General features: G+C 29.1%; 18 protein-coding genes, 1 tRNA gene and 3 pseudogenes. 13 read left to right on the plus strand and 9 right to left on the minus strand.

Annotated features, from left to right (window positions below; all coding sequences use genetic code 11):
- Positions 1-63 precede the first annotated feature (63 nt).
- From MHM83_RS00600 to MHM83_RS00615, 4 genes are read right to left on the minus strand one after another with little or no spacing between them, the layout of a single operon-like run.
- Complete coding sequence (locus MHM83_RS00600) at positions 64-3,531, minus strand: efflux RND transporter permease subunit (RefSeq protein ID WP_239178115.1); 3,468 nt, start codon at positions 3,529-3,531, stop codon at positions 64-66.
- A gap of 22 nt (positions 3,532-3,553) precedes the next feature.
- Positions 3,554-4,738 carry an efflux RND transporter periplasmic adaptor subunit gene (locus MHM83_RS00605; RefSeq protein WP_047789961.1) on the minus strand — a complete coding sequence of 395 codons (1,185 nt, stop codon included), beginning with the start codon at positions 4,736-4,738 and terminating at the stop codon, positions 3,554-3,556.
- Positions 4,739-4,749: 11 nt separating this feature from the next.
- Entirely contained in the window at positions 4,750-6,162 is a 1,413-nt protein-coding gene (locus MHM83_RS00610; RefSeq protein WP_159493496.1) for a TolC family protein, read from the minus strand.
- Between the two features lie 5 nt (positions 6,163-6,167).
- A complete protein-coding gene (locus tag MHM83_RS00615) occupies positions 6,168-6,776 on the minus strand; it encodes a TetR/AcrR family transcriptional regulator (RefSeq protein WP_047789959.1) in 609 nt (202 codons plus the stop codon).
- Between the two features lie 126 nt (positions 6,777-6,902).
- Between MHM83_RS00615 and MHM83_RS00620 the strand changes: the two genes are divergently transcribed.
- From MHM83_RS00620 to MHM83_RS00650, 9 genes and pseudogenes are all read left to right on the plus strand, one after another.
- The gene (locus MHM83_RS00620) at positions 6,903-7,874 is read left to right on the plus strand and encodes a polyprenyl synthetase family protein (RefSeq protein WP_082118667.1); all 972 of its coding nucleotides are present in this window, start codon (positions 6,903-6,905) and stop codon (positions 7,872-7,874) included.
- 53 nt (positions 7,875-7,927) lie between these two features.
- A tRNA-Ile gene (locus tag MHM83_RS00625) sits at positions 7,928-8,001 on the plus strand.
- 98 nt (positions 8,002-8,099) lie between these two features.
- Positions 8,100-8,963: a hypothetical protein gene (locus tag MHM83_RS00630; protein WP_239178116.1), complete on the plus strand. Its 864-nt coding sequence runs from the start codon at positions 8,100-8,102 to the stop codon at positions 8,961-8,963.
- Between the two features lie 104 nt (positions 8,964-9,067).
- Entirely contained in the window at positions 9,068-9,361 is a 294-nt protein-coding gene (locus MHM83_RS00635) for a helix-turn-helix transcriptional regulator (RefSeq protein ID WP_239178117.1), read from the plus strand.
- Positions 9,362-9,364: 3 nt separating this feature from the next.
- On the plus strand, positions 9,365-10,258 hold the full coding sequence (locus MHM83_RS00640) for a hypothetical protein (RefSeq protein ID WP_239178118.1): 894 nt from the start codon (positions 9,365-9,367) through the stop codon (positions 10,256-10,258).
- Between the two features lie 66 nt (positions 10,259-10,324).
- Positions 10,325-10,585, plus strand: a pseudogene (locus MHM83_RS16200) (Arm DNA-binding domain-containing protein); the annotation flags it as partial.
- A gap of 69 nt (positions 10,586-10,654) precedes the next feature.
- Positions 10,655-10,921 (plus strand): annotated as a pseudogene (locus tag MHM83_RS16205) (phage integrase SAM-like domain-containing protein); the annotation flags it as partial.
- Positions 10,922-10,981: 60 nt separating this feature from the next.
- Positions 10,982-11,563: pseudogene (locus tag MHM83_RS16210) on the plus strand (tyrosine-type recombinase/integrase); the annotation flags it as partial.
- A 105-nt stretch (positions 11,564-11,668) separates the two neighbouring features.
- On the plus strand, positions 11,669-12,154 hold the full coding sequence (locus MHM83_RS00650; RefSeq protein ID WP_239178120.1) for an HAD domain-containing protein: 486 nt from the start codon (positions 11,669-11,671) through the stop codon (positions 12,152-12,154).
- Between the two features lie 338 nt (positions 12,155-12,492).
- Here MHM83_RS00650 and MHM83_RS00655 read toward each other — a convergent pair whose 3' ends face one another.
- Genes MHM83_RS00655 through MHM83_RS00670 form a run of 4 tightly spaced genes read right to left on the minus strand, consistent with a single transcriptional unit; the run spans position 12,493 to position 21,942 of the window.
- A complete protein-coding gene (locus MHM83_RS00655; protein WP_239178121.1) occupies positions 12,493-13,929 on the minus strand; it encodes a hypothetical protein in 1,437 nt (478 codons plus the stop codon).
- Entirely contained in the window at positions 13,926-15,581 is a 1,656-nt protein-coding gene (locus MHM83_RS00660; RefSeq protein WP_239178122.1) for a DUF6035 family protein, read from the minus strand. The genes MHM83_RS00655 and MHM83_RS00660 overlap by 4 nt, the downstream gene beginning before the upstream one ends.
- A complete protein-coding gene (locus MHM83_RS00665; protein ID WP_239178123.1) occupies positions 15,571-18,360 on the minus strand; it encodes a TrlF family AAA-like ATPase in 2,790 nt (929 codons plus the stop codon). The genes MHM83_RS00660 and MHM83_RS00665 overlap by 11 nt, the downstream gene beginning before the upstream one ends.
- Positions 18,361-18,363: 3 nt before the next feature.
- Positions 18,364-21,942, minus strand: a complete 3,579-nt coding sequence (locus tag MHM83_RS00670; protein ID WP_239178124.1) for an AAA domain-containing protein — start codon at positions 21,940-21,942, stop codon at positions 18,364-18,366.
- Between the two features lie 310 nt (positions 21,943-22,252).
- On the opposite strand from MHM83_RS00670, the gene MHM83_RS00675 reads away from it, so the two are divergent.
- Complete coding sequence (locus MHM83_RS00675) at positions 22,253-22,630, plus strand: hypothetical protein (RefSeq protein WP_239178125.1); 378 nt, start codon at positions 22,253-22,255, stop codon at positions 22,628-22,630.
- Between the two features lie 111 nt (positions 22,631-22,741).
- The gene (locus MHM83_RS00680) at positions 22,742-23,176 is read left to right on the plus strand and encodes a JAB domain-containing protein (RefSeq protein ID WP_239178126.1); all 435 of its coding nucleotides are present in this window, start codon (positions 22,742-22,744) and stop codon (positions 23,174-23,176) included.
- Between the two features lie 76 nt (positions 23,177-23,252).
- On the opposite strand, the gene MHM83_RS00685 is transcribed toward MHM83_RS00680, so the two are convergent.
- On the minus strand, positions 23,253-23,495 hold the full coding sequence (locus MHM83_RS00685) for a helix-turn-helix domain-containing protein (protein WP_239178127.1): 243 nt from the start codon (positions 23,493-23,495) through the stop codon (positions 23,253-23,255).
- 95 nt (positions 23,496-23,590) lie between these two features.
- On the opposite strand from MHM83_RS00685, the gene MHM83_RS00690 reads away from it, so the two are divergent.
- Both MHM83_RS00690 and MHM83_RS00695 read left to right on the plus strand, forming a co-directional pair.
- Positions 23,591-24,169, plus strand: coding sequence for a hypothetical protein (locus tag MHM83_RS00690; RefSeq protein ID WP_239178128.1), 579 nt, complete (start codon positions 23,591-23,593; stop codon positions 24,167-24,169).
- Between the two features lie 512 nt (positions 24,170-24,681).
- Positions 24,682-25,839, plus strand: a complete 1,158-nt coding sequence (locus MHM83_RS00695) for an OprO/OprP family phosphate-selective porin (protein WP_239178129.1) — start codon at positions 24,682-24,684, stop codon at positions 25,837-25,839.
- Positions 25,840-25,846 lie beyond the last annotated feature (7 nt).

A 25,846-nucleotide genomic window follows, 5' to 3' on the forward strand; every position in this document is an offset into this window, starting at 1 on the left:
AAATATAAAAAAGGGTTAAAAGCAACTCACTTTTAACCCTTTTTACAGTTAACAAAAAATCAATTATAAAACGCTACGTAACCACATTTTAAACTTAGTGATTAAGTAGAATAATATCGGTACAACAATTAATGTTAAGAAGGTTGCTATGAATAATCCATAAATAACTGTCCACGCTAATGGACCCCAGAAAATCACATTATCTCCTCCAACATATATATGCGGATTTAATTCACTAGCTAAAGTAAAGAAATTAATATTCAACCCTGTTGCTAATGGAATTAGTCCTAAAATAGTTGTTATTGCTGTTAATAATACTGGGCGTAAACGTGCTTTACCTCCCCTAATAACAGCTTCCCCTAAAGTATCTACATCTACAAATTCATCAGAAGATAAACCATGCTCTACTTTTTTTCTATCTATTAGTAATTGAGTATAGTCGAGCAGTACTACCCCGTTGTTTACAACAATACCCGCTAAAGATATAATTCCCATCATGGTCATCATAATTACAAACGGCTTAGCTGTTATAATTAATCCTCCAAATACACCTATTAAACTTAAGAAGATTGCTAGCATGATGATTGCTGGCTTAGAAACTGAGTTAAACTGGAAAATTAAAATCAAGAAAATTAATCCTAACCCTCCAAAAAATGCTTTCATTAAGAACGCCATTTGCTTGTTTTGTTCTTCAATTTGCCCAGTATAATCTACTTTTACTGAATCTGGTTGTTCAGTAAACGTCTTCATTTCATTTTGAATTTTTGATACAATTGCAGCTGCATCTGTATATCCTGGAGCTAAAGCTGAATATACCGTTACTACTCTTTTTACATCTTTATGTTTAATAGCGCTAAACCCAGAAGTATTTGTTTGTTCTGCTACTGCAGATACAGGAATTTCTTTAATCATCCCTGAAGACATGTCTCTAAAAGTAATTTTTTGGTTAAAAATTGCACTTTTATTATACCTGTTTTCTTTATTAAAACGAACGTAGATATCAAAATCATCACCATCTTCTTTATAAATTCCCGCTTTAGAACCAAAAATAGCATTACGCAATTGGTTTCCTACTTGCGATGAACTTACCCCTAATTCTCCTGCCTTTTTACGATCGACGTTTACTAACATTGATGGTTTAGATTTGTTTACATCAATCTTTAACTCATCAATACCTGCAATACTTTTTGAGTTGATAAAGTCTCGCATTTTTTCAGCAGTGTTGATTAATTCTGCGTAATCTTCTCCTTCCAATTCGATATTAATTGGATATCCTGCTGGTGGACCTACTGCTTCTTTTTCTACAGAAATTTCTAATCCAGGGTAAATTCCTCTTAGTGCTTCGGTTACTTTTCTTTGTAATTCTTTACTATCTGCTCCTCTACGGAATTTATATTCACGCATAGAAGCCGTAATTTTTCCTCTATGAGGCATTTCTGCGGTTGAACCTCCATCAGTTTGTGGATTTCCCGATCCCGCTCCTACCTGAGAAACAGCACTTTCTACTAAGAAATTATAACCATTATCAACATATTCTGGTGAGTTTAATACTTTATATACACGCTCTTCCAAATCTTTCATAATCAGATTTGTCTTTTCAATGTCAGTTCCTTGAGGGTACTCGATATACACGATAATCTGATTTGGTGTATTATCAGGGAAAAACTCAACTTTAGTACGTTGACTTCCTATTGAGGCTCCAAAACCTCCAAAAGCAATAAATAATAAAACTAACGTACCTAACGAAATAATGTAAGGTCTCCAACCTCTTAGAGCTCCTCTTAACATTTTTTCATAAAAACGTTCCCAACGCGGTAACACCGTATTTTGAAAACGATTTGCCCAAGGACGTAGAGCTAATCGATACACCCACAACATAATAGCTGTAAATATCATTACCGTTCCTAACGCCCTATACGTTCCTCCTAAAAGTACTATCAATAACCCTATCACCGCCATTACTGACGACAAGATTATAATACGTCTTAATGGCATATTTTTATCTTCAACACTCATAAATTGTGATACTAACACTGAGTTAAAAAATATTGCCACAAATAATGACGAACCTAATACTACAGATAATGTTACAGGGAAATAAATCATAAACTGCCCCATGGTTCCTGGCCACATTCCTAATGGAACAAAGGCTGCCACTGTAGTTAAGGTTGAGATAATAATTGGAAATGCAATTTCTCCAATTCCCTTTTTGGCAGCTTCAATTCTAGGCATCCCTTCATCCATTAAACGGTATACGTTTTCAACAACAACAATTCCGTTATCTACTAACATTCCAAGTCCCATAATTAATCCGAAAAGAATCATGGTATTCATGGTATATCCTAGCCAACTCAAAATCATTAATGACATAAACATTGACATTGGTATTGCAAATCCAACAAATAGGGCATTTTTGAACCCTAAAAAGAACATTAATACTAAAACTACTAGGATAACCCCAAAGATGATGTTATTTACCAAATCATCTACCTGACCAATAGTTTTTGAAGATTGATCGTTAGCGATGGTTACTTTTAAATTACTCGGAAATACATTGGCTTTGGTATCTTCTACTATTCTTTGAATTTTCTCAGCAGCCTCCACCATGTTTTTTCCTGAACGTTTTTTAACATCCAGCATCACTACTGCTTCTCCAAACTCTCGTGCATAGGTAGTTTTATCTTTATCTTTAAAAGAAACCTTTGCTATGTCTTTAAGGTAAATTGAGTTTCCTTTTTCTGATTTTACGACAAAGTCTTGTAATTCTTGTGGATCTTCAATCTCTCCTAAAATTCTAACAGTACGTCGCTGTCCACTAGCAATTAAATTACCGGCCGACATTGTTAAGTTACCTCCATTTATCGAATTGATAACATCTTGGAAACTTACTTGTGCTGCCATCATTTTGTAAATATCAACAGCTACCTCAACTTCTTTTTCTTCTGCACCACGGATATCTACTTTTTTTATCTCTTGTAAATCTTCAATTTCATCTTCTAAATACTCACCAAATTCTTTTAATTTATCTACTGGATAATCTCCCGAGATATTAATGTTTAAAATTGGCATTTCTTCAGAGATACTTAGCTCAAAAACATTTGGCTCTACTTTAGCTCCATTAAATGTAGGCCAATCTTCACCTGAAGTTTCTTGATCTATTTCATCTTTTACCTTTTGTTTAGCTTGATCTACTGATATGTTTTCATCAAACTCAACAATTACCATTGAGTAATCTTCTTGCGATGTAGATGTAATTTCTACTACATTACTTACCGTTTTAAGTCTATCTTCTAACGGATCAGTTATCAACTTCTCAATGTCTTCTGCTGTATTTCCTGGATAGAGAGAACTTATATAAATTTTGGTTTCTCTAATTTCTGGGAAATTTTCTCTTGGCATACTTAAAAAGGCAGAAATACCTGTTATAAGTATCATAACCATCATTACATAGATAGTTGTTTTATTATTTATTGCCCAAGAAGATAAACCAAACTCTTTATCTACTTGCTTTTTTTGTTTTTTATCAGTCATTAGACGAATAATTTTTGGTGTCTTATTTTGCTTCTTCTGAAAGAGTTAATACCTTAACCTCTTGTCCGTTTTTTACACTACGAGCTCCCTCTTCAATAATTTTTGTTCCGCTTTCAATTCCGCTTAAAACTTCAATAATATCTCCTTGCGTTTTCCCTGTAGTTATAATTGTTTGCTTAGCTGTTCCTACCTCATCTTTGATATCTTCTACCACATACACATACTGTTCTCCATTAGCATTTTCTGAAATAATACTTTGAGGAATTAAAATTGCTTTCTCATTAGAGTAATCGTTGATTTTTAACTTTGCTGTTAAGTTAGGTTTAATTTTACCCTCATGATTAGGTACACCTACTTCTACCTTGAATGTTCTATTTGCTGGATTAATAAAGTTACCTGCTTGACGAATTTTAGATGTTAACTTTTCTCCTAATACTGGGAACTCTACCTCTACATTTTTTCCTTTTTTAATAGAAGTAATATAACTTTCAGGTACATCTGTTTCGATGTACATGTTTTTTAAGTTTACAATTCTAAAGACTTCTGACCCCATTCCTGGAGCAACTACAGTTCCTTGCTCTTTAATTACATCATCAATTACTCCTGAAAAAGGTGCAGTAATTACCGATTTTGCTAATTGTCTTCTTAATTGACTAACCGCATTGGTTTGTGCTTCATAATTAGTTTTTGCCTGTAAAAACTGAATTTCAGATCCTATTTTTTGATCCCACAAACGCTTTTGGCGTTTATATGTTGTTTCCGCTAATGCTGCTTGTGCTTCAACTTGCGCTAATTGATTAGCCAAACCTCCATCGTCAATTTTTGCTAAAGCTTGTCCTTTTTTAACATACTGTCCTTCTTTCACATAAATGCGTACTAGAAGTCCAGGCATTTCTGGATAAATTAACACATTTTGTTTTGTTTGTACAGCTCCTTGCAATTCTAAATAATGATCAAAAACCTCTTCTTTTGCTGAAAGAACTGTAATTAATGGAACTTTTTTATTCGTGTCTAACTCTGAAATTTTATCATTTAAAACCTTAATTTCATCAGATAGTGTTTGCATTTGTGTATCTAACGACGCTTTTTTCTCTCTAATTTTAGCTAAATCGTTAGATGCTATTACGTCTTGTACAGATTGCTCTTTTTTACCTCCACATGAGGCTAAAAGCAATGTAATTGCGAATAGTGAATATATTTTTCTCATTATAGTTGATTTTATTTTAGTGGTATGTTTAATGCGTTTTCTAATTGTGCTTTCTTAGCAATTACGTTCAACATTGATTGTACATAATTGTTCTGTTGTGTGTATAACTGATTTTGTGCTTGTAGTAAATCGAAGCTTGAAGAAATCCCTTCAAAAAACTTTACTTGTTGCTTTTTTTCTATTCGTTCAGCTAATGCTAAGTTTTTCTTCGCTGTTTCGTAATTTTCAATTCCTAATTGATACTCGCTTTTAGCTCTTTGTACTTGTAAGTTTAACTTTTGCTTTGCTTCTTCTAATCGAATGTCTGCATTTTCCAATGCTATTTTTGCTTGCGCTGTTCTTGAACTTCTTCCCAAACTACTAAAAATAGGCACATTCAAGGTTACTCCAAATAACGAATAGTCAAACCACTTTTGATTACTCTCTAAGAAATTAAAATCGTCTGAATTGGCATTAGCTCCATAGTTTATAAACGCTGATAAGCTTGGTAAAGCTTTACTCTGCTCCAACTTCATTAGCAAACGCTTACTTTCTCTATCATTTTGAGCAATTTTAAAATCTATATGATTATCAATATTAAATTGAGTAGCTAATAAACTTAAATCGGTATTATCAATAACCAGATTATCTAAGGAAGAAGTTAGTGTTAATTTTGTTTCAATCGAGTTTCCTAAAGAAACATTCAGCATTTGGTATGCTATTTCTTTTAATCGTTCAGCGTTTCTTAAGTTACTCTCAACATTACCTAAAGTAATTTGTAATTGCTCTACGTTTTCTAATTCTGTTAACCCATTGTCATAGGTTTTTTGGGTTTCATTCAAGTTTTTCTCTAATATCTTTTTGTTATTTTCTAAGATTTCAATTGACTTTTCTGTAACTAATACATTTCCATAAGCATTAATAACAGCTTCGCGTGTTGCTAACTCTGTTTTTACCTTTGCTTGTTCTGAAATTTTCAAGTATGTTTTTGCTGATTGCAGCCCTACTAAATATGACCCGTCAAATAACAGCTGTGTTAACGTTACTGAAGCATTCATTGTTTGTTTTGTTCCAAACCTTAAAGGAACGAATCCTGTTGGAGTTACAACTTGTTTTCCGTTTCTAATTACTCCATCAAAATATTCCTCTACCACATCTATTGTGCTTTGAGTATTATCAAAAGCTGCTACTGGTAATAAAGACACCTGTTGTTTTAGCCAATTTTGATATTCTACTTTCCCGTTTATTTGTGGTAAACCAATAGTAGTAGTTTCCCATTTTTTCTTCTTAGCTGCTTCAATATCGTTTAAAGATACTTTATTATCGTAACTGTTCTTTATAGCATAATCAATTGCCTCTTGCATTGATAAACTCATTTCTTTTTCTTGAGCAATTATATACCCTGTAAAAAAGAACACAAATACACTATATATGTATTTCCTCATTATTTTTAGTTTTTGTTTATGTTTTTTAATTGTTTCTCTAATTCTTTTACTCCTTTTGGAGTCGCTATCGCTCTAATATGATATTCTAAAATTTCATATTCAATTTCCATAACCTCTTGCATATCGTTGCTGTACAATTCACTTTCAAACACACCAAAAACTAATGTAAAGTAAAAATTTACTAAAAGGTCTCCTTTTATGTTTGTTCGGTACAAACCTTGTTCAACTCCCTTTTTTAAATTATCTACGTTACAATCTCTAAACATACAAACTTCTCGTTCTATTAGTTTTGTATAGGTTTCTGGATAGTATTTTTTTAGTTGGTACATAGGGGAAGTTTTTGCATTTTTAAACATTTCTTTAAAAATTGCCTTCACAGCAAACTCCTCTTCTACAGCATTGTAATTTTGGCTTTTGACCATCTCAATCGTTTCACTTATTGTATTATGAACCGATTCTGTGCTAGCATCTACCAAAGCTGTTTTATTTGAAAAGTACTTGTATAATGTTTTTTTAGACATGCCAAGTTCTTTCGCTATATCATCCATCGTTGTGCTTTTAAACCCTAAGGTTAAAAACATTTCTCCTGCTTTATTAATTATTTTATTTCTCATAATCGGATGCAAATGTACAACAGGAAACTTCAGAAACAAAAAAAGTTTCCAAGGTTTTAAACTTTTTTAACATGTAGGTTATAGTTAAAATTTATCTTTACCTTATTTTTACAAAAATTTTCAGATTTGGACATATTATCATATCAATCAGACTTTATAACTTTTTTAGAATCTCAGAAGTTTACAAAAGAACCTAAAAATCTTTATCAACCAATAGATTACATCTTGAGATTAGGAGGAAAAAGAATTCGCCCAGTCTTAACTTTAATTGCTGCTGATATTTTTTCTAATAACTATCAAAAAGCTCTACCTGCTGCATTTGCTGTTGAAGTTTTTCATAACTTCACTTTAGTACATGATGACATAATGGATGATGCTCCTTTAAGAAGGGGAAAGGAAACTGTACACGAAAAATGGAATATAAATACAGGTATTTTATCTGGTGATGCTATGCTTATTTTAGCATACCAATATTTTGAAAATTATGAGCCTGAAGTTTTTCAAAAGCTTGCACAATTATTTAGCAAAACTGCTTTAGAGGTTTGTGACGGTCAGCAATTAGACGTTGACTTTGAAACTAGAAATGATGTAACCATTAATGAGTACATTGAAATGATTACATTAAAAACATCTGTTTTAGTTGCTGCTGCTTTAAAAATGGGCGCTATTGTTGCTAAAGCTGACGAAGAACAAGCTCAACATTTATACAATTACGGTTTAAATTTAGGAATCGCTTTTCAACTACAAGACGATTATTTAGACACCTTTGGTGATCCAGATTCTTTTGGAAAACAAGTAGGAGGAGATATTATCGAAAATAAGAAAACATATCTTTATTTAAAAGCTTTAGAAGTTGCAAATAGTTCTGACAAAGAAAATTTACTAGATCTTTACAATAGAAAGCAAAAAAATAACACTGAAAAAGTAGCTATTGTTTCATCTATTTTTAGGAAAAACAACATCCCAGAAGAAACACACAAACTTATTGAGTACTACACAGATAAGTCTTTCGAAAGCTTAAATCACCTTAACATTTCTGATCAACATAAAGAAGGGTTACGTACTTTTGGAAAAAATTTAATGAGCAGAAAAGTGTAAAAAAATAGGTGTTTATTTAAAAAAAGTTTTATTTTTGCAATCCAAATTTAACAGGTCCTATAGCTCAGTTGGTTAGAGCACCTGACTCATAATCAGGGGGTCCATGGTTCGAGCCCATGTGGGACCACCTTTATTTTCAAGCACTTACATATTATTTGTAGGTGCTTTTTTATTTTGGGTCAAACATAGGTCAAACATTTCACCTTTTTTATATTTTTATCAGCTATGAAAAGTACACTTGCAAATCCATTTATATTTTTTGACGAATACTTAGAAAAAGGAGTTTATGATGATTTAAAAAACTTCTACGATTTAAAAGATGACTTTTTAGTCCAAGACGGTTTAATATCTGTAGAGTTTGATAAGCAAAATCACATTATTACTTTTATTAATAGCGGTATGGTAGATAAGCTTCCTGATACATACATAAAAGACTTTAAGTCTATTTTAAAATCCAAGCTTGATGAAGAAACATCAATAACAATTCAATTTATAGAACAAGGATTTGAAAAAAGGTTTTCAGACAAAAAAGAAGTAAAAGCATATCAGAATTTTTTAAACATTAAACTTAATACGTTATCCGAAAAAAAAGCTTTTAATGAGTTTCCTTTACTTCAAACTCACATCAACAAGCTAACCACCATAATTAATAAGTACACTACACACACAAACAATTATCAATTTATACCTTCCTTTAATATAGTATCAGAAAATAAGGAGCAACAAATAGAACTAATTAATAAATTATTTTTATTACTCACTGAAAATCCTAGTATGATTAATTGTTCCAAAGAAGAATTTAAAAACGCTTTTACTGGGCAAGAAATTGAAAGTGGAATACATTGGCTAGTACTTGGTAAAAATAAATCATATAGCAAACCATCACTATTCTACTTAATAAATGCTCTCATTGATGCTGAATATCTTAATAAAAGTATCATTAACGACCTCAATAAGTTTGTAGCTTATGTATTTAGAGACAACAAAGGAAATTATATAAAAAACATCAAACAATCAAAAGCTTATATCTCCAAAAACCCAACCTCTAAAGACAGGATTGACGACATTATTTCTTCACTAAAAATATAGCTTTACCTATACAGTAAAGGTATAGTATACCTATGTAGGGCTTTAATGACAGTTTATTTGTTTCATTATTAATCAGGATGTGCACATCCATAACACTAAACGTTATGGAATTTATCCAAAATGAAATAAAGGAGCTTAAAAAATTAGTATTAGCCCTAAACATTCAACAAAAAGAAATTCTTACTGTAGAAGACGCTACAGTTTATTTACAATTGTCAAAATCTTGCTTGTTCAAGATGACCAGCAAAAGGGAAATCCCTTTTTACAAACCTGGTGGTAAAAAAATATTCTTCAAAAAAGAAGAATTAGACCAGTGGGTTTTTAACTCTAGAGTAGAATCTACAAGTGATATAGAAAGCGATGTTGAACACTACTTAGGTAGAAGTAAAACGCTTTAAGTCATGGTAGATTTTGTAAGAATGAATTACAATGACAAAAGTGCTATTGAAGACTTTATCTGTAATAGTAAAAACTTCCCTGAACTAAGAGTTGTCCTCGAAAAACACTCAGGTGTAATAGAATATCCATATAAAACCAAATTAGAAAGTATGGATATAACAATCACCGAAAAAAAAGTTTGCATAATGAACTCTATTCATAAACTCAACAATTACAGAAAACATAGAGTAAACAGAAACCATGATGATTTTAAATATTCTGAAATTATCGAGAATATAAATTTTATAGAGTCTAGGCTTATCAATATTGAGAAAGCTACCCTGTCAAAGTTAGAGTTTGGTTTAAACATTGAAATTGATTTCCCAGCAAAGTTCATCATCAGAAACAACATTATGATGCACAAAAAGAAAATTCATAACCATAATAAAAAGTTTGAAGGAAGAGGTGAATTAAAACAATTTGACCATTCAAATTATGACTTTAAAATATATGACAAGGCTAAACAATATAATTTACCTAAAAATGTAATACGATTTGAAATTAAACATAAAAGAAGTAAAAGTTTTAACCCTTATGGTATACACAACATTTTAGATTTAACCTCAAAAGAAAACCTGCAAATGTTATTTGAAAATCTAATGCATAGGTTTGAAGAACTAACTATCATTGATAACTATAGAGATAACCCCAACATTCCTGAAGAAGTTAAAAACGAAATAGAGCAGTATACAAGTTATAATTTTTGGGAAACACTATCAGACAGAAAATTCAGAAATAAAAAATCAGAGTTAAAGAAGAGGCTTAAACAGGTTTTAGACGAAAACAATCTACTAACAATAAAATCAGATTTAAGGAATAAACTTAAAACAAAGTTTGAATACCTAATCAATAATTAAATATAAAATGACAAAATCCTTAATCTCTATATGGGGATTTTGTCACTCTCTAAAATTTAAAGCATCATGGCAACTATCAATATAACTTTAAGAAATAAACCAAACAAACATGGAGAAAGCCCAGTAGTTTTGAGAATTACAAAAAACAGAAAGTCAAAAATAATTTCTCTTGGACTTACTTGTAAAAATAAAGATTGGGACACTAAAAAGAATGAATTTAAAAGAACATACCCTAATGCTTCTCAGAGAAATAGAGTATTATTAAAACTAAATGAAAGAGCTTTAAGAATTATAGACGAGTTCTCTCTAGAAGAGATAGACTTTACTCTTAATCAATTTGAAGAAAGATTTAGAGGTAAGTCATCAAAATCTATTTCAGCTTCAGAGTTTTGGTTAGAAAAAATAGAAGACTTAAATATTGCAGGTAGAACAGGTAATGCAAATGCTTATAAAGACGTTTATAATTCGTTTTTTAAGTTTAGAAAAGATAAATCAATTTTATTTAGAGATATCACTCCTGCCTTACTAGACAAATATGAAACTTATCTAAGAAGTAACAACAATACTGATGGCGGTATAGCTTTTAAAATGAGAGAAATTAGAGCTTTATTTAATGACGCAATTAGAAAAGGAATTGTTCAAGAAAAGTATTATCCATTTAAAAAATATAAGATATCTAAGCTTAAAGGACGAAATATAAAAAAGGCTCTCACTAGAAAAGAAATGAGATTATTAGAAACTATTGATACAAATATAAACCCTCATTTAATTGACACAAAAAACTATATGATATTTAGTTATTACACTGGTGGAATGAATTTTATTGATATGTTAAAGCTTACTTGGAATGATATTGATGATGAAAGAATTAATTATACAAGGTCAAAAACCAAAAAGAATTTTTCAATTCAAATTCTAGAACCAGTTAAACAAGTATTAGAATATTATAAAAAGCAAAATAGAGCAACTAAATATGTTTTCCCTATCTTATTAAAAGAAAACCTAACACCTAAGCAAATAGATAATCGAAAACATAAAACATTAAGGAAGTTTAATAGAGACTTAAAAGAGATTGCCTATATTCAAGGTGTAAATAAAAATGTTTCAAGCTACACCATCAGACATAGTTTTGCTACCAACTTAAAGTTTGCAGGTGTATCTACTGATGTAATTAGTGATGCCATGGGACATAGCAACAGCGAAATAACCAATGCTTATCTTAAGAGGCATACAAATGAAACTGTAGATAACGAAATGAAAAAATTATTAGAAGAACCTAATATTGAATACAAAATAGCTAGTTAAAAAGTAAGGTTAGTTGCCAAAGGCAACTAACCTTTTAAATTTACAAGTGTAATACATTCAGAGAAAAGTGAATTATAATTCATTCTTATTTTAAAACCACCAAAAATGAAAATTATATTTCTTGATATAGATGGAGTCTTAAACAATTCTACATTCTTCAAATCTGAAGAGTGTAAAGCTTGTGGTACTTCAATTAAAAGATATTTTGACCCTAAATGTGTTCAACTACTCAATAACATTACATTAGAAACTGGAGCAAAAATTGTAGTATCTTCTTCATGGAGAATAACTCGTAGTTTAGTTCAACTACAAGACCTATTTAAATTAATAGGAATTACTGGTAAAGTTTATGGAAAAACACAAGATTTATCACTTTATGAAACTGATAGTAAAAACCTAAGAGGTTTAGAAATTAAAGATTGGATTACCACCAATAAAAAAAGAATTAAAACACCTATCCAATATATTATTTTAGATGATGAAGATGATTTTTTAGCAGAACAAAAACAGTGTTTTTATAAAACTAATCCTGAAATCGGATTAGATGCTTCAGTAAGCAACAAAATAATTAATCTTTTAAAACAATTTTGACATATCTATTCCTTTTTTATTTCTTCTACTTTGTGGATGGGATTTTTAAGTCAATATAGCAAGTATGAATAAAAATGTAGACACCAAAATTAATATCCAAGTTTGGATTTTCTGAAATCCTCGAGCAAATAAAAAAACAAGAGAAATTATTAAAAACAAACTAGTCCCAATAATCCCAGTAGACAAAACTCTTTAGCAAATGAAAAAGAAGGAATACTCGCTAGAATAAAAGCAATAATCGCTGTGAACACCTCTATTATTTCAAGAGTTTTAACTTGAGTATTCTTAAGCTTCTTTTATCATGAAAAACTCCTATTCTTTATTATCTAAAAGGAAGGCTAAACTTTTCTGTAGTAATCTTCATTTACTACATAACCAGTATTTTTCTCATAAATCTTAGGAAAGTTTATAACATAATTATCATACCCGACATACTTGAGAATTAACATATTCAAAAGAGTATATATTCTTATTGAAGTATAGTACATATCTAAATCCTTATCATTTATAGACCTGTTTTTCTTTTTTCTATAATTAGGTATATCTCCATGTAAAAATATGTTTCTAGCTTTAATCACTTCCCTATCAGAACTCAATAAATTAATATTTAACTTATTAAAACATGACTTTAACTTATCATTATTTGTTCCTTGATTAAGGTTATCAATCCTATTTTTTATCGGAGATAAATCATCATCCTTTTTAATTCTTGTGTTTTCGTATTTGATGACAACATTCTGTAACCCGGTTTTTAAATATTTAAAATCCTTCTTATCTTTTATTGGCGGTATAGGTTTATCTTTAATAACGATGCCACTAAATTGCTCTAAAGCTACAAAATATGTTATGGGACTTATTAACAAACTATTCTTTCCTGTTTCAATCATCAATAATAAAATACCTAAAAACCTATCATTATTAAAACATACTTTGAATAATGAAGAGAACTCAGTTTGCGTTAATGTTCTTAACTCATGTTTATTATATATGCTCTTTGCTTTTTTTCTGTTTTGCACTGAATGTAGCCAAGCATAAGGGTTTGAGTTTACAGGTTGGTAAAAACTCTTCATATCTTTTCTTAATGTTTGATATAATACCCCAACAATTTTATTTCTTTTTTTATTCCTATATGAAAACACATAAGCTTTGTTGCCTCTAAAATCTCCTGTAATGTAACCAAGAGCAACTCTAACAGAAAACACTTTTTTGTTAAACTCTGAAAACAGTTGTTTCTTATTAGATTCAATTATTAAATAATAATAATCCTCACCTTTTAATTTTACTTTTTCTTGAAGTATGTATATATCTTCGTCTTCTAGATTAATTGAACTTGCATTTCTTGACCAACTTACATACTCACTTTTAAAATTCAGTCTTTCTAACTGATAGTGAAAATCTATTCTCTTTTTCAAAGGAATTATAAACTTAAAATATTTTCTTTTATCATTTTTAAACCCTTTGGTATAAATTAAATTAGTAAAACCAGAATAGTCCCAACTCCAACAATATAATTTTTCTACAAAAAAATCATATTTAGGAATTTTAAATGTTACATCTCTAAACACTCTATCATTCCAAACAATAGATTTCTTTGCTTTCTTATTTATAGTTTTAAAATCTAAAACTACTTCATCATTTTCTAATTTTAGGTCAACATTTTTTAAATTATTTAAATAACTTGAACGAGATTTTAAATCCCCAGAATATCCTTTTTCAAATTTTTGTATAAATTCAATAGGAGCTTTATTGTAAAAGTGCTTGTATTTAGACTTCATTCTTTATAAATTAATTCAGGATATAAGTGATTAAATAGATAAGCAAAATCTTTATTATACTCTTTTCTTTCATTTTTATGATTCTCTAACTTTTTTTGAAAAGTTTTCTTTTTATCTAATAAAATTACTTTCTCAAACAAATTAGTAGTTTTTAAGGCTAATTGAATATAACCCCAATAAGAAGAATAATGATGTATTGCATAGTTCATTAAAGCTACCCATTCTTTAAATTTGAAACCAATTATTTCATTTCCCAGGCAACTTTCTATAATACAAATAACTCTTTGTGATTTATACTCAAATAAAGTATTCATTAACCAACTAGGTAAATAACTAGCTGATTGACATACTAAAATTATTCTTTGTTGCTCATCAATTGAGTTATAATGTTTCTTTAACAATACTTCATCTTCTTTTGCAAACTTAAAATCATTTTTAAAGAATAGCTGTAAAAATTTCTCTTTGGAATAAATGGAAGCATTATTAAATAAATACCAACAAATAGAGTTTCCTTCTTCATCTTTTTTGTTAATATTTTTATTAATCTGTGTCGAAGACAATAAAAAATCAAAAAACTCATAATCAGAATCCCCTCCTTCATTTAGCCAAGAAAACAATCTACCTTTTTCATCTATTGCTAAGCTAGAATTTAACTGTTTCAATTCTTTTTCATTAAAAGAACTTAATTCATCATTCAAACTACTAAAATCTGAATTATACTTTTCTTTTTCAGACGCAATACGTTGAAAAAAATCATATATCTTATATCCAATTTTATCCTCCTCTCTTTGTTTTTTCTTCTCCTGAATACGTTTATCTATAGTTTCTTTATTCTTCTTTTGAACAGCTAGTTTTTCTTCTTTATTTTTTAAAAAATTATAAAAATATACTTCTGTACTTTCTTTATCAAACTTCAATTTATCTAATGTAATATCAACCTCTTTCCATTCATCATAAAACTGATTTTCGGTATTTAGATGAGTTTGTTTAAACTTACAGTTCAATTGAAAAATATTAGCTTCTTTAAACCTAAAGTAATTTTGATGTTTAGATAAATACTTTATATCTAACTCCATAGTTGTTTTTCCTTCTACATCAAAATTATCTAGAACCCATATTAAGTAAATACCTTGTTCTTTATAAAAATCATACCTTCCTAAAATATACTTTTGAGACAGGCTTGACAACTGTATTTCAAATACAACTTCTTTATCTAAATATTCACAATAAACATCAGGTCTCCTTTTTTCTCCATTTTCATTAAAAACCCAATAATCATCAATCTTAACATTTGAAATATTTTCAGTTTTCTTTAAAAGTTCTCCAATTTTGTTTTTAAGATAAATGTGTCTAGGAGATTCTTTAGCAATTAATATTTGGGTGTAAATTTCTTGTTCTTTACTTGACAACAACTCTTCTTTTAATTCACAGTATTTTGAATTAGGAAAATGTTTTAAATAAAAAGTGCGTTTATTACTTTTTGAAAGACTTAATTTTTGCCTACAATCTAAACAAAGAAAAGTGATATTACCTCTATTGTATTCAGTTCTTATTTCATCACCTTGTTGTTTGTTTTTTAAATATTCATCTGATTGAATAACCTCACCTGTCTCCTCAATTATAGCTGATTTTATACTTCTTTCAAAAGCCATATTTTTCTTCTCTCTTTTTAAAGGCTTCCTCTCCCCCTTCAAGCAAATCAGTAATATGTTCTCTAATTCCCATAGATTCTAGAACCCCAACTTTTTCAGACTCCTCTTTTTCTAATCTGAATGTATCCTCAATAGCTCCATTTATATACTCAAACTTATATTCTAAATTCTCTCTATCTTTATCTTGGTCTTTCTGATTTGCTATTATTATATTTTCTGAATCTGTAGCAACAACAACATTAGGGTTATGACTCACAATTAACATCTGTCTATCTACTTTCCTTCTTCTTATAAATTTCACTAAATCATTGTATATAGACCTATTATCTAAGTTATCTTCAGGTTGGTCAATAAGAATTGGGCTATTTGCTTCACTTAATTCAATTAATAATTTAAGTATTACTAAATTGGCTTTTCCTGGTGACATATTAGCCATTTCATCATTACCTACCTTTAATTCCCAATAGTCAAAAAAGTCATCCTTCAATAATGCTTTAACACAATCTTTTTTATCTTTATATTTCTTTAGGACAAATTCATCGTTTACAATTTTATTGAAAGTATTTTTAATTTCTTCAATATGTTTTTCAAATACAACATCTGGTAATCCCTCTACAGTTTCTTTGCAAATACTTAATGTTTTCAAATCTTTATTAGCTGTTGAGGATAAATTAAAAAAAGATAAATAAAAATTATTTCTAAACCTTGAATAATTAAATTTCACCGCTCCAATAAGTTCTATATCGCTAAAATCTTCCCCTCTTTTGTTTAGTGATTCAATAATTTTCACATACTCATTATATGCATCTTTATAATAAGAAAACAGTTTCTCTTTTGTTTGTATTTGTTTTTCTCTTAATTCATTTTTAATTCTAATATCTATTTTTTCAATTATAGATAATTTCTCTTTTTCTAATTTCAATGAATTTTCTATTGCTTCTATTTTTCCTCTATCCTTTATTTTTAACCTTATTGGTTTAATTAAATCTTCGTTCTGAGTAACAACATCCTTAAGTTTTTTCTCAACCTTATTCTTTTCTTTTGGTATCTCATTATATAAACCTGACAACTCTGTTTTAGCTACATTTAATATAGAGTTCATCTTATCTATTAAAGCTTTGGAAGATTTTAAATTGAAGTTTTTTCTTTTATACTTATTACTATCAATAGTATTATTTAAGTTGTAAATAAAATCATTAACATTATTTGAAATTAGATTAAGTTCTTCTGTCAAATATGATTTAATATTATTCGCTTTTTCTATCCTGGCTTTAAGATTGCCATATAATTTTAAATCTTCTTCATCTATATTTGATTTCTTCTTTAACTCCTCTATTAATTTAATCTGTGTTTTAATAAAATTCTCTATCCCTGTTTTATCTCCAATTTCTCTTTTTTTCTTATGTAATTTTATTATCTCACTTTCAATTCTAAAATATTCGTCTATTAAATTATCTCTTAAACCATCTAATTCTTTAACATTATCAATAAATTCCCCATATGAAGAATTACTTTCTGGTTCCTGTAATAAAATATCTCTTATGAACTTCCCTAAGATTTTTCTTGACTTTTTTTCAATGTTTTCAGTTAAACTCAAAATATATGACTGAGGGATATAAACTATATTCCTATCTTTAACGGTCTGTCTTTCTGAAAATTTATAAACTACACCATCATTCCATTTAATCTTAAATTCAAAATCTTCTTTTTTTGAGAATCCATATTTATCATAACAATTTAAAATGTATTCTTTTAATAGATTAGAATTAGTAAATTGTTGTTTTAAAGCATATTTATAATTAATTGTATTAGCTAAATAATGTAGCAACAATGATTTCCCAGATGATTTACCTCCAATAATTGTATTTAAATCATTACTAAAATGAATAACTTTATCTGTAAACTCACCCTCAGAGTCAATAAACTGGACACTTTCAATACATTTATGAGCTAATTTTTTATCTGGATTTTCTCCTGATATTCTACACCTTATTTCTGGTTCATAAATTATCTGCTTTAAACCTTCAAATGTTAGCTTAGCTTTAACCCATGTATAATCACCTATCTTTTCTAACTCATGAGCATCACTACATTTTATAGTTGGTTTAACTTTAGTTTCTATATAATTAATTACATTATCTTCATCATCTTTCAATTCATAAATTCTATCTTTTGAAAAAACATCCTTGGCTGAATTATTCCCTAAAATTAAATGAGTTTTTTTATCATACTTCATTTCCATTTTAATACTTCGAGGTTTATTATCCTGCCTAAAACCACCATAACCATAATAAGGAGTTGCTATTACAAAATCATCTATTTCATTAAAATCTTTATTTATTTCTGTTAATAGACTTCCAAACTCTACATAAGTAGACTCTAAACCAACAGCCTTAATGTCATCTAAATTACAATACCTAGACTCTTCATTACATAAAGCTACTCTAGCTAAAGCTTTATGTATATCAGAAATTGGAATTTTAGGATTAAAAAGGATATGAAGATTAATGTATTGTCCTTTTTTATTTTTGTCTCTTACACGAAATTCAAAATTCGGAATAACTAGGCATTCATTACCCAAGTTTTCTTTAATTTCTTTATACTCTTTTTCTAAAACAATAAAGTAATTTGTTAAACCAATAACTTTAATTTCTTTTTCTTTTATTTTCTCACAAAACTCTTTTATTGTTATCCCATTATACTTATTAGAAGTACCAAGTGAGTATGGTGAATGAATATGTAAATCCCATTTATTCCATTCAGAACCTCTTTCTTTCATAACTTATATTTTAAAACTTTCTTTTATCTTTTTTATATCTTCATTTACTTTTCCTCCTTGTAGAATTACAGAGGTCTCTTTTCTATAATAGCTACTATTCTTATCTCTCACAGCTGAAAGCCAATTAAAAGACCCTTCAACTATTACTTTATCATCTATGCAAATAGTTTTATTATGAATTCCATTAACTTCAATCAAATTTGATTTTGTAGCTTTTAAAGCTAATCTTCCTAATTCACTATTTTCTTTCAGTTTGTTTCTAACTCTATCAAGATATTTGTCAGTAAGTATAGTAACCTTAACACCTCTACTAATTGCTTCCTTTATCAAGGATATAACATTATCTTCTTCAATAGCTTTTATAGATATGAATGGAGAAAATATTATTACTTCCTTTTGTGCTATTTTAAAACACTTTTGTAAAACCTCTCTATGCTGTTCTAAAGTATCAACTCTATTTACAGTATTAGGTTTATAAAGTATTTCTGATTCATAAATGAAAGTATCATTTAGCGCATAAGATTCTTTAGCAAACAGCTTGGCTCCTAACCTTCCTGATGGAGAGCCTTCTGTAGGATTCAATATTGACATGTTGCCCACAACTATAAAAGAATGTTTAGCTCTAGTTAGAGCCACATTTAACATATTGAATTTACCCTGATAGTTAAAAAACAACATTTTATCTTTTACATCATGTACTGTAGAGAATAATATAATAGGTCTTTCAGCTCCTTGTAAAGCATGAACAGTACCGACAATTAATTTGTTTGAAATACTTTTATCAAAGTATCTCCTTAAAACTTGTTTTATAATTATTTTCTGAGCTGAAAAAGGAGTAACAATAGCAACTATTTCATCTAAAGGTTTTTCATAAGCTATTTCTAATTTTTCCTTTTGATTTATTAACCATTGAGCTATAACATTTGCTTCTTTTACATTTTTTCTACTACTTCCATTATGCTTTTCTGAACTCCCATCTATATGAATATATCCAAGAGGTGGTAAATCATGCTCTTTATTATGCTCTTTACCTACCATTAGTTTTAATGACCCTTTGTAAACATTGTCTTTTGAATACTCTATGATAGCATCCAAACATCTTCTATGCTCCAATAAATAAGCTCCTTTTTCTATTTCTCCATTCTTATGACTAAAAGAAAAAGGAGTAGACTTTTTAACTAACTTCATTAAGTTTCCATTAGAAGCCGTAAAACCTAAATCACTTATAGTCTCAAAATCTTTTTCATTATTTATTATATTATATTTATCTGCGTTTACATAATCTACACCTTTAGTTACATTCCAAACTGGCTCTATTTGATACACATCACCTACTGCTAATATTTTTTTCGCAAAAGTTATAGATGGAATTGCTACTTCAGGTGAAACCTGACCTGACTCATCGACAATCATCAAGTCAAACAGCTCTTTATAAAACTTAGTCCCTACAGGAGGTTTGTAATATGTGCTAAATTTAGGAAGAGTATGAAAAGTTGAAATAAACAGTGGTGTTATCTTAGCTAATCTTCTTAGTTTATTTACATAGGCACTTTCTCCTCTTTCCCTACTCTCTATATTTTTTGTTTTTAACTCCTGTATATATTCCCATTCTCTATAATGGACACATAACCAAAACAATTCATTTCTATAAGAAATATCTAATTTTACAGCTGTATCTTCTAACACATCTAAGTTATCATATTCCTCACCTGTGTTCTTAATAAGTCTTATCCACTTTTTCGAATAGATTTTATTCCAATCAAAAACTAAATTATTATACTCATTAGTTCTAAAATCTATCTCTTTCCTTAATACTTTTAAATTACCTAAGTTTTCTTTTAATTTTTTCTGTTGGTTAATAGTTTCAAACAACAACTTTTCTAATTTTGAATAAACTAAAGAGTATTTATAAAATTTATAATCACTAGGGTATTCTTCAAAAAAAGGTTCAACAACCAATTTATATGCATTTTCTCTAATTCTTTTAAAGCTTTTAAAAGGTAAGAGCTTCACATAAAATGGAATTATCTTATTCCTTTCTATCAAGCTTTTTTGTGTTTGTTTTAAAAGATTTTGCCTTAATGTATTTTCTTTAATCTTTTTTTCATTTATCTCTATTGCTAGAACAAGATTAGCATAAGAACTAAATCCTTTTACCCTAAGAATCTCAGTAGTTTCATACTTTTTTAAAGCTACTCTTAAAGTATTTTGAATAGTCGATTTTAATTTTTCTATTTTTTCAAATAGAAAACCTTTAACATCTAAACCCTCTAAGATTATATCATCTTTAAAAAAGCTTTTTAGTTTATCTAAAAAGAAATCCTCATAATCCTCTATTTTAGAAGTATCATCTAAATCTCTAATAAACCCATCATTTAAAAAACTAGTAGATGTAATCTGATATTTTTTTGATGCTTCATTTTTTTTAGAAGATGAGGCTAAATACAATCCAAAAGATTTAACATTAGGTAGCCATCTACTTGGTAATAATTCATCTGTCTCTTCCAAGTTCATACTATCTAAAATATTAGTAATAGCTTGATTATTAGTAGAACATCCTATAATCAATGGTGTTGGTTTCCTCTCTAATACAGATTGGGCTATTATATTTGCTATAAAACTCTGAAGAATCGTTGTCTTTCCAGTACCAGGAGGACCATTTATAGCGAAAGCTTGTTTATTATATTCTGAATTAAATTGAGCAAAAGCTTCTCTTTGAGACAATGATAAAGGAAATGCTCCATTCATTTGCCCAAAATGATTAGAGTTTAGGAAAACACTAACTTTATCTAATCTATGGTTTTGAAATTCAACACTCTCATCCAGTATCTTATCAAGTAATGAATAATCTTGTTTTTTAGCATTCTTACTAAATATTAATTCATTATACAATGCTAAAATATTTCTTGTTGCATTACTTTCTTCTAACCTACTAAGAGTAAATTGATGATACTCATCGTCTTGATAATAGGCAAAAGCTTTCCCTGTAACTTCTGTAAAAAAATGTTCACAGTCATTCCAATACTGTTTCCAATTATTTTTCTTGAAGTCTCTATTAGACATTTTTTCATCTAAAACTTCCATACTTGCTACAGTAGGTAAGTTACTTGGGTTAGGAGCCAGATAATTCCTTACAAACAATGGTAATTCACCTTCTTTGGGAGGATATAGATTTCCATATTTATCTACATAAGCTGGTATCCAAAAAGGATAATGAAGTTTTGTGTCAGCTATTTTCCCTCCATGCTCTACAACTGAAGTAATATACAAAGGTGCTATTTCTATTTTATTGACCTCAGTTAAAACCAACTCTTCTTCCTCCTTATCACTATTTTCTATACCAAGTAGAAAATCATCATATGCTTTTTCATTATCAATTTTAACAGGTAATCTCTGAGATGAAAAGTTAAACTTAAATATCTTTTCATTATCCCAAATTTTGACTACCTCTTCTTTAGTCAAGGAAGATATATGACTATAATTTCTTATTAATACTTCAGGAAAAACATTACTCTTTTCTCCTCTACTTCCATCAATTAATGAAGCTCTATAATACTTCAACCAATCTAAAACTTTAGGCATTTTGATTGTATTTAGTATTAATACTTCTTTCTGTGAACTTAATCATTTACATTTTTTAGATTTCGGGGTTATAAGCTTTAAATGTAGGAGTAAAATTTTTTATAAAAAAATTTTTCACTACTTCTATAATGAGTATGCTGAGTACCCTATACAACACCCCCACCTATTTCTTGGGAGAAAAACTCCCCCTCCCTTTTATATGTGTAATAAAATTTAAAGCAGTATTATAAATACAAGTTGATAGCTGTATTTTCTACTTCTCGATTTATTGTTTCACAAAGGGATACTTCAACTTAAAAATTCAAAAAGAATGGTAACAATTATCAACTACAAGGAAAGACAAAAAGAAGATGGAACTACATTTTATGTTTTGGAAGTGCAAGGAGGCATTGAAATGATTAGGTCAAAATCTACAGGGAATTTCTACGCTACAGCAAAAAAGGCTTATGTTCCTTCAACATTTGATGAAGCTATTTGCAAAGGTTTAATTGGCACTCAAATGGATGGCACTATAAAAAAGCAAGAGTGTGAACCTTATCAGTATACTATTAAGGACACAGGAGAGGTTATTGAACTAGCTCACACTTTTGTGTTCTTACCTCCTAAAGAAGTAGAACATATTCCTCAAGAAACATTTAAAGCCGAAAACATTTTCAGTCAGAATGGAATACTAGAACCAACCATGTAACATTTTATCTTACCACCAGAAAAATAAATTATAATAATCTTAGCCTTTTTCTACGAGCTTGGGTAATGAATATATTATTTGTTTTGGTGGTATTACAAATCTCTTACAATTATGAATATAGCAGAAGTAAAAGTATCATATACTACCAATAACACAGAAAAACTTAGAGTAACTAACAGTAAAACTTCCTATGATGTTTTATTAGCTTGTTGGAACAAAAACACATTGGAATTGCAAGAAGAATTTAAAGTTTTATTACTTAATAGAAATAATCAAGTATTAGGTATTTATCCTTTATCCAAAGGAGGCACAACAAGTTCAATTGTCGATGTTAAATTGTTATTTTCAGTAGCATTAAAATGTAACGCTCATGGAATTATATTAGCTCATAATCACCCCTCAGGTAATTTAAACCCCAGTAATCCTGACAAAAGCATTACCACCAAAATAATAAATGCTAGTAAACTATTAGACGTTAAAATATTAGACCATATAATAGTATCAAAACAGAGTTACTATAGTTTTGCAGACAATAACCTCATGTAGACTTACTTAAATTACACTAAAAAATATTAGTTTGAAAAAATTATTTTAGAGTAAGATAGGTATTAATAGCGAAAATTTAAGAAAGCATCATAATTTCAGATAAAGGGACTTCGAGTGCTTCACTAATTCTATATAAAGTAAATAATGTTGGATTTGTTCTACCAGACTCAATTCTTGAAATATTTGTAGTATCAAATTTACCCATCATTTTACCTGCCAAATCCACCTGTGACAAGCCCTTTTTTTCTCTGGTGGTCTGAATATTTTCACCTATTTTCTTCTGAATAGAAACCTGAATTTTTTTTAATTCTTCACTCATTTTTAACTTGCCTTATTTGACAAGTCAAGAAAAGAGTTATATTTACCGTAATTAATGCCATATATGACAAGTTTGAATAAATTAAAATTATACCTATGAAAAACAAACTCTTAATACTTTTGATTTTAACATTTAGCTTAAATGCTTGTAGCCAAAAAAAGACAAATAATAAAGATTATAATCCCTTGGATTATATAAACATGGATGCATATCTAGAAAACGAATACAAAAAATATTACGACATCTGTAATACACAAAAAACAATTCAAAGCTTTAAAGAAAATAAAAATGTACTTGTCACTGACCATGAAAAGTTTATAATATCTATAATTGATTTCTCATCTAAAAAAGGAAGAAAAACTACAAGTGACCTTATAAAAAGACAATTCGAATATCATCTTACTTTCTTAAATAAGGTCAGTGAAGATAGAGATAATAAGGACATTGATTTAAAATTCCTTTCAATAAATAATAGAAACGCTACAGTTGTAGATTACTATAAAGTAATAGACGGTATAATATTCTATCACAAAAACATCAACCTATTTGAAAGAGGTGATTTTAATGGCAAGGATAAACTATATAAAATATCTTTTATGAATACTAATCTAGATAAATTAAACGAGGATTATAACTATTTTAAAAAATGCTTTAGAATAATAAAACCTATCTAGGTCAAACATAGGTCAAACATTTTTTCTTTTAAATGAAATCAAAAACAATAAAATGAAACATCAAATAGTGTCAAAATACACTTCAAGTAAGAAAAAACAAACAAAAGAAATCAAAGGAAAATATACTACCATAGACTCATAATCAGGGGGTCCATGGTTCGAGCCCATGTGGGACCACCTTTAAAGCTTCACTTTTTGTGAAGCTTTTTTTGTTTACACAAAACACATAAACAAGCACTTACACATCATTTGCAAGTGCTTTTTATAAAATTTTTCTTTTACCTCCCCTTTTTAATCAGTACCTTTGCGGCCTTATGATAAAAAAACTCAAAGACAAAAAGAACAAACGAGTATTCAGTTTTAACTTTTTAGTTTTTAGGAATCAATCAGACAAATTCATTCCCCCTTCAAGATAACCATCATTCTTTTAAGCTAAAAGAGAACTCTCTTCTCCTTTCACTTGAGCATGTACTTTTACAAGTACACTTCCTTTACATTTATCAATATTAATAATGAATTTCACAAAAAAAAGCCTAATCTTGGTTGCTTTTTCTTTTGTTACAGTTATGTTTTCACAAGAAAAGCCTGAGGTTAAAATTGGCGGAGCACTACGATTTAACTATAACCTATCTTCTTGGAAAGATGGTCAAAAAAAACGCGGAGGCGATTTCGGTTTCGACGTCTTCAGAATTAACGCTAAAGCAAAATACAAAGGAATAAAACTTAATGCTGAGTACCGTTTTTATTCTCAAAGTTTTGGAGGAGGTATGCTCAAACAAGGTTGGCTAGGGTATGATTTTAATAAAAAAAACAACATTCAATTAGGATTAACGCAAGTACCTTTTGGTATTACTCAATACAATTCTCATAGTTGGTTTTTTGGTATTAACTATTACCTTGGTTTAGAAGACGACCATGATATGGGTTTAAAATTCACACACAAAGGCGAAAAATGGGAATATGCTTTAGCTTTTTTTAAAAACGCTGAAGAACTTAATTTTGGAAGCAACTCTGATGTTTCTAATAGTCGATACTCATACGATGTTGCCTCTATAGACATTAATGGAGACGGCACTTTAGACTTAAGATATAAAGAAACAAATCAATTAAATGGTAAAGTAAATTATCACTTCAGAAATAAAAACACACAACACAAAATAGGTTTTTCTGCACAATATGGCGGTCTCTATAATTTAGACACCGAAGACACCTCTAGTCATCATGCCTTTGCCTTACACTATCAATTAAACGTGAAAAACTTTGATGCTAAAGCACAAGTATCTACTTATAAATACAACACAAAGAATACTACTTATAAAGATCTTATAGCCTTAACTGCTTATGGAGCTCCTTACCTTACTGCAACAGAAGCAACAACATATACTTTAGGCGCTGCTTATACTTTCCCTGTAAAATGGAAGCCTATTTCTAGTATACAAGTTTATAATGACTTTGGTTATATGGATAAAACAGCTGAGAATTTTGAAGACAGTATTATGAATGTTTTTGGGCTCTTGGTAACAGCTGGTAATGTTTATACCTATATAGACTTTGCAGCAGGAAAAGATCATCCTTGGTTAGGACCTGTATGGACAAATGCTTTAGCCAACGGAACTCCTAATGCTAATTGGGGCATGAGATTTAACATAAATATTGGATATTATTTTTAATAGAACA

It is taken from the genome of Tenacibaculum sp. Mcav3-52, from assembly GCF_022347665.1.
GTDB classification, from domain to species: domain Bacteria; phylum Bacteroidota; class Bacteroidia; order Flavobacteriales; family Flavobacteriaceae; genus Polaribacter; species Polaribacter mesophilus.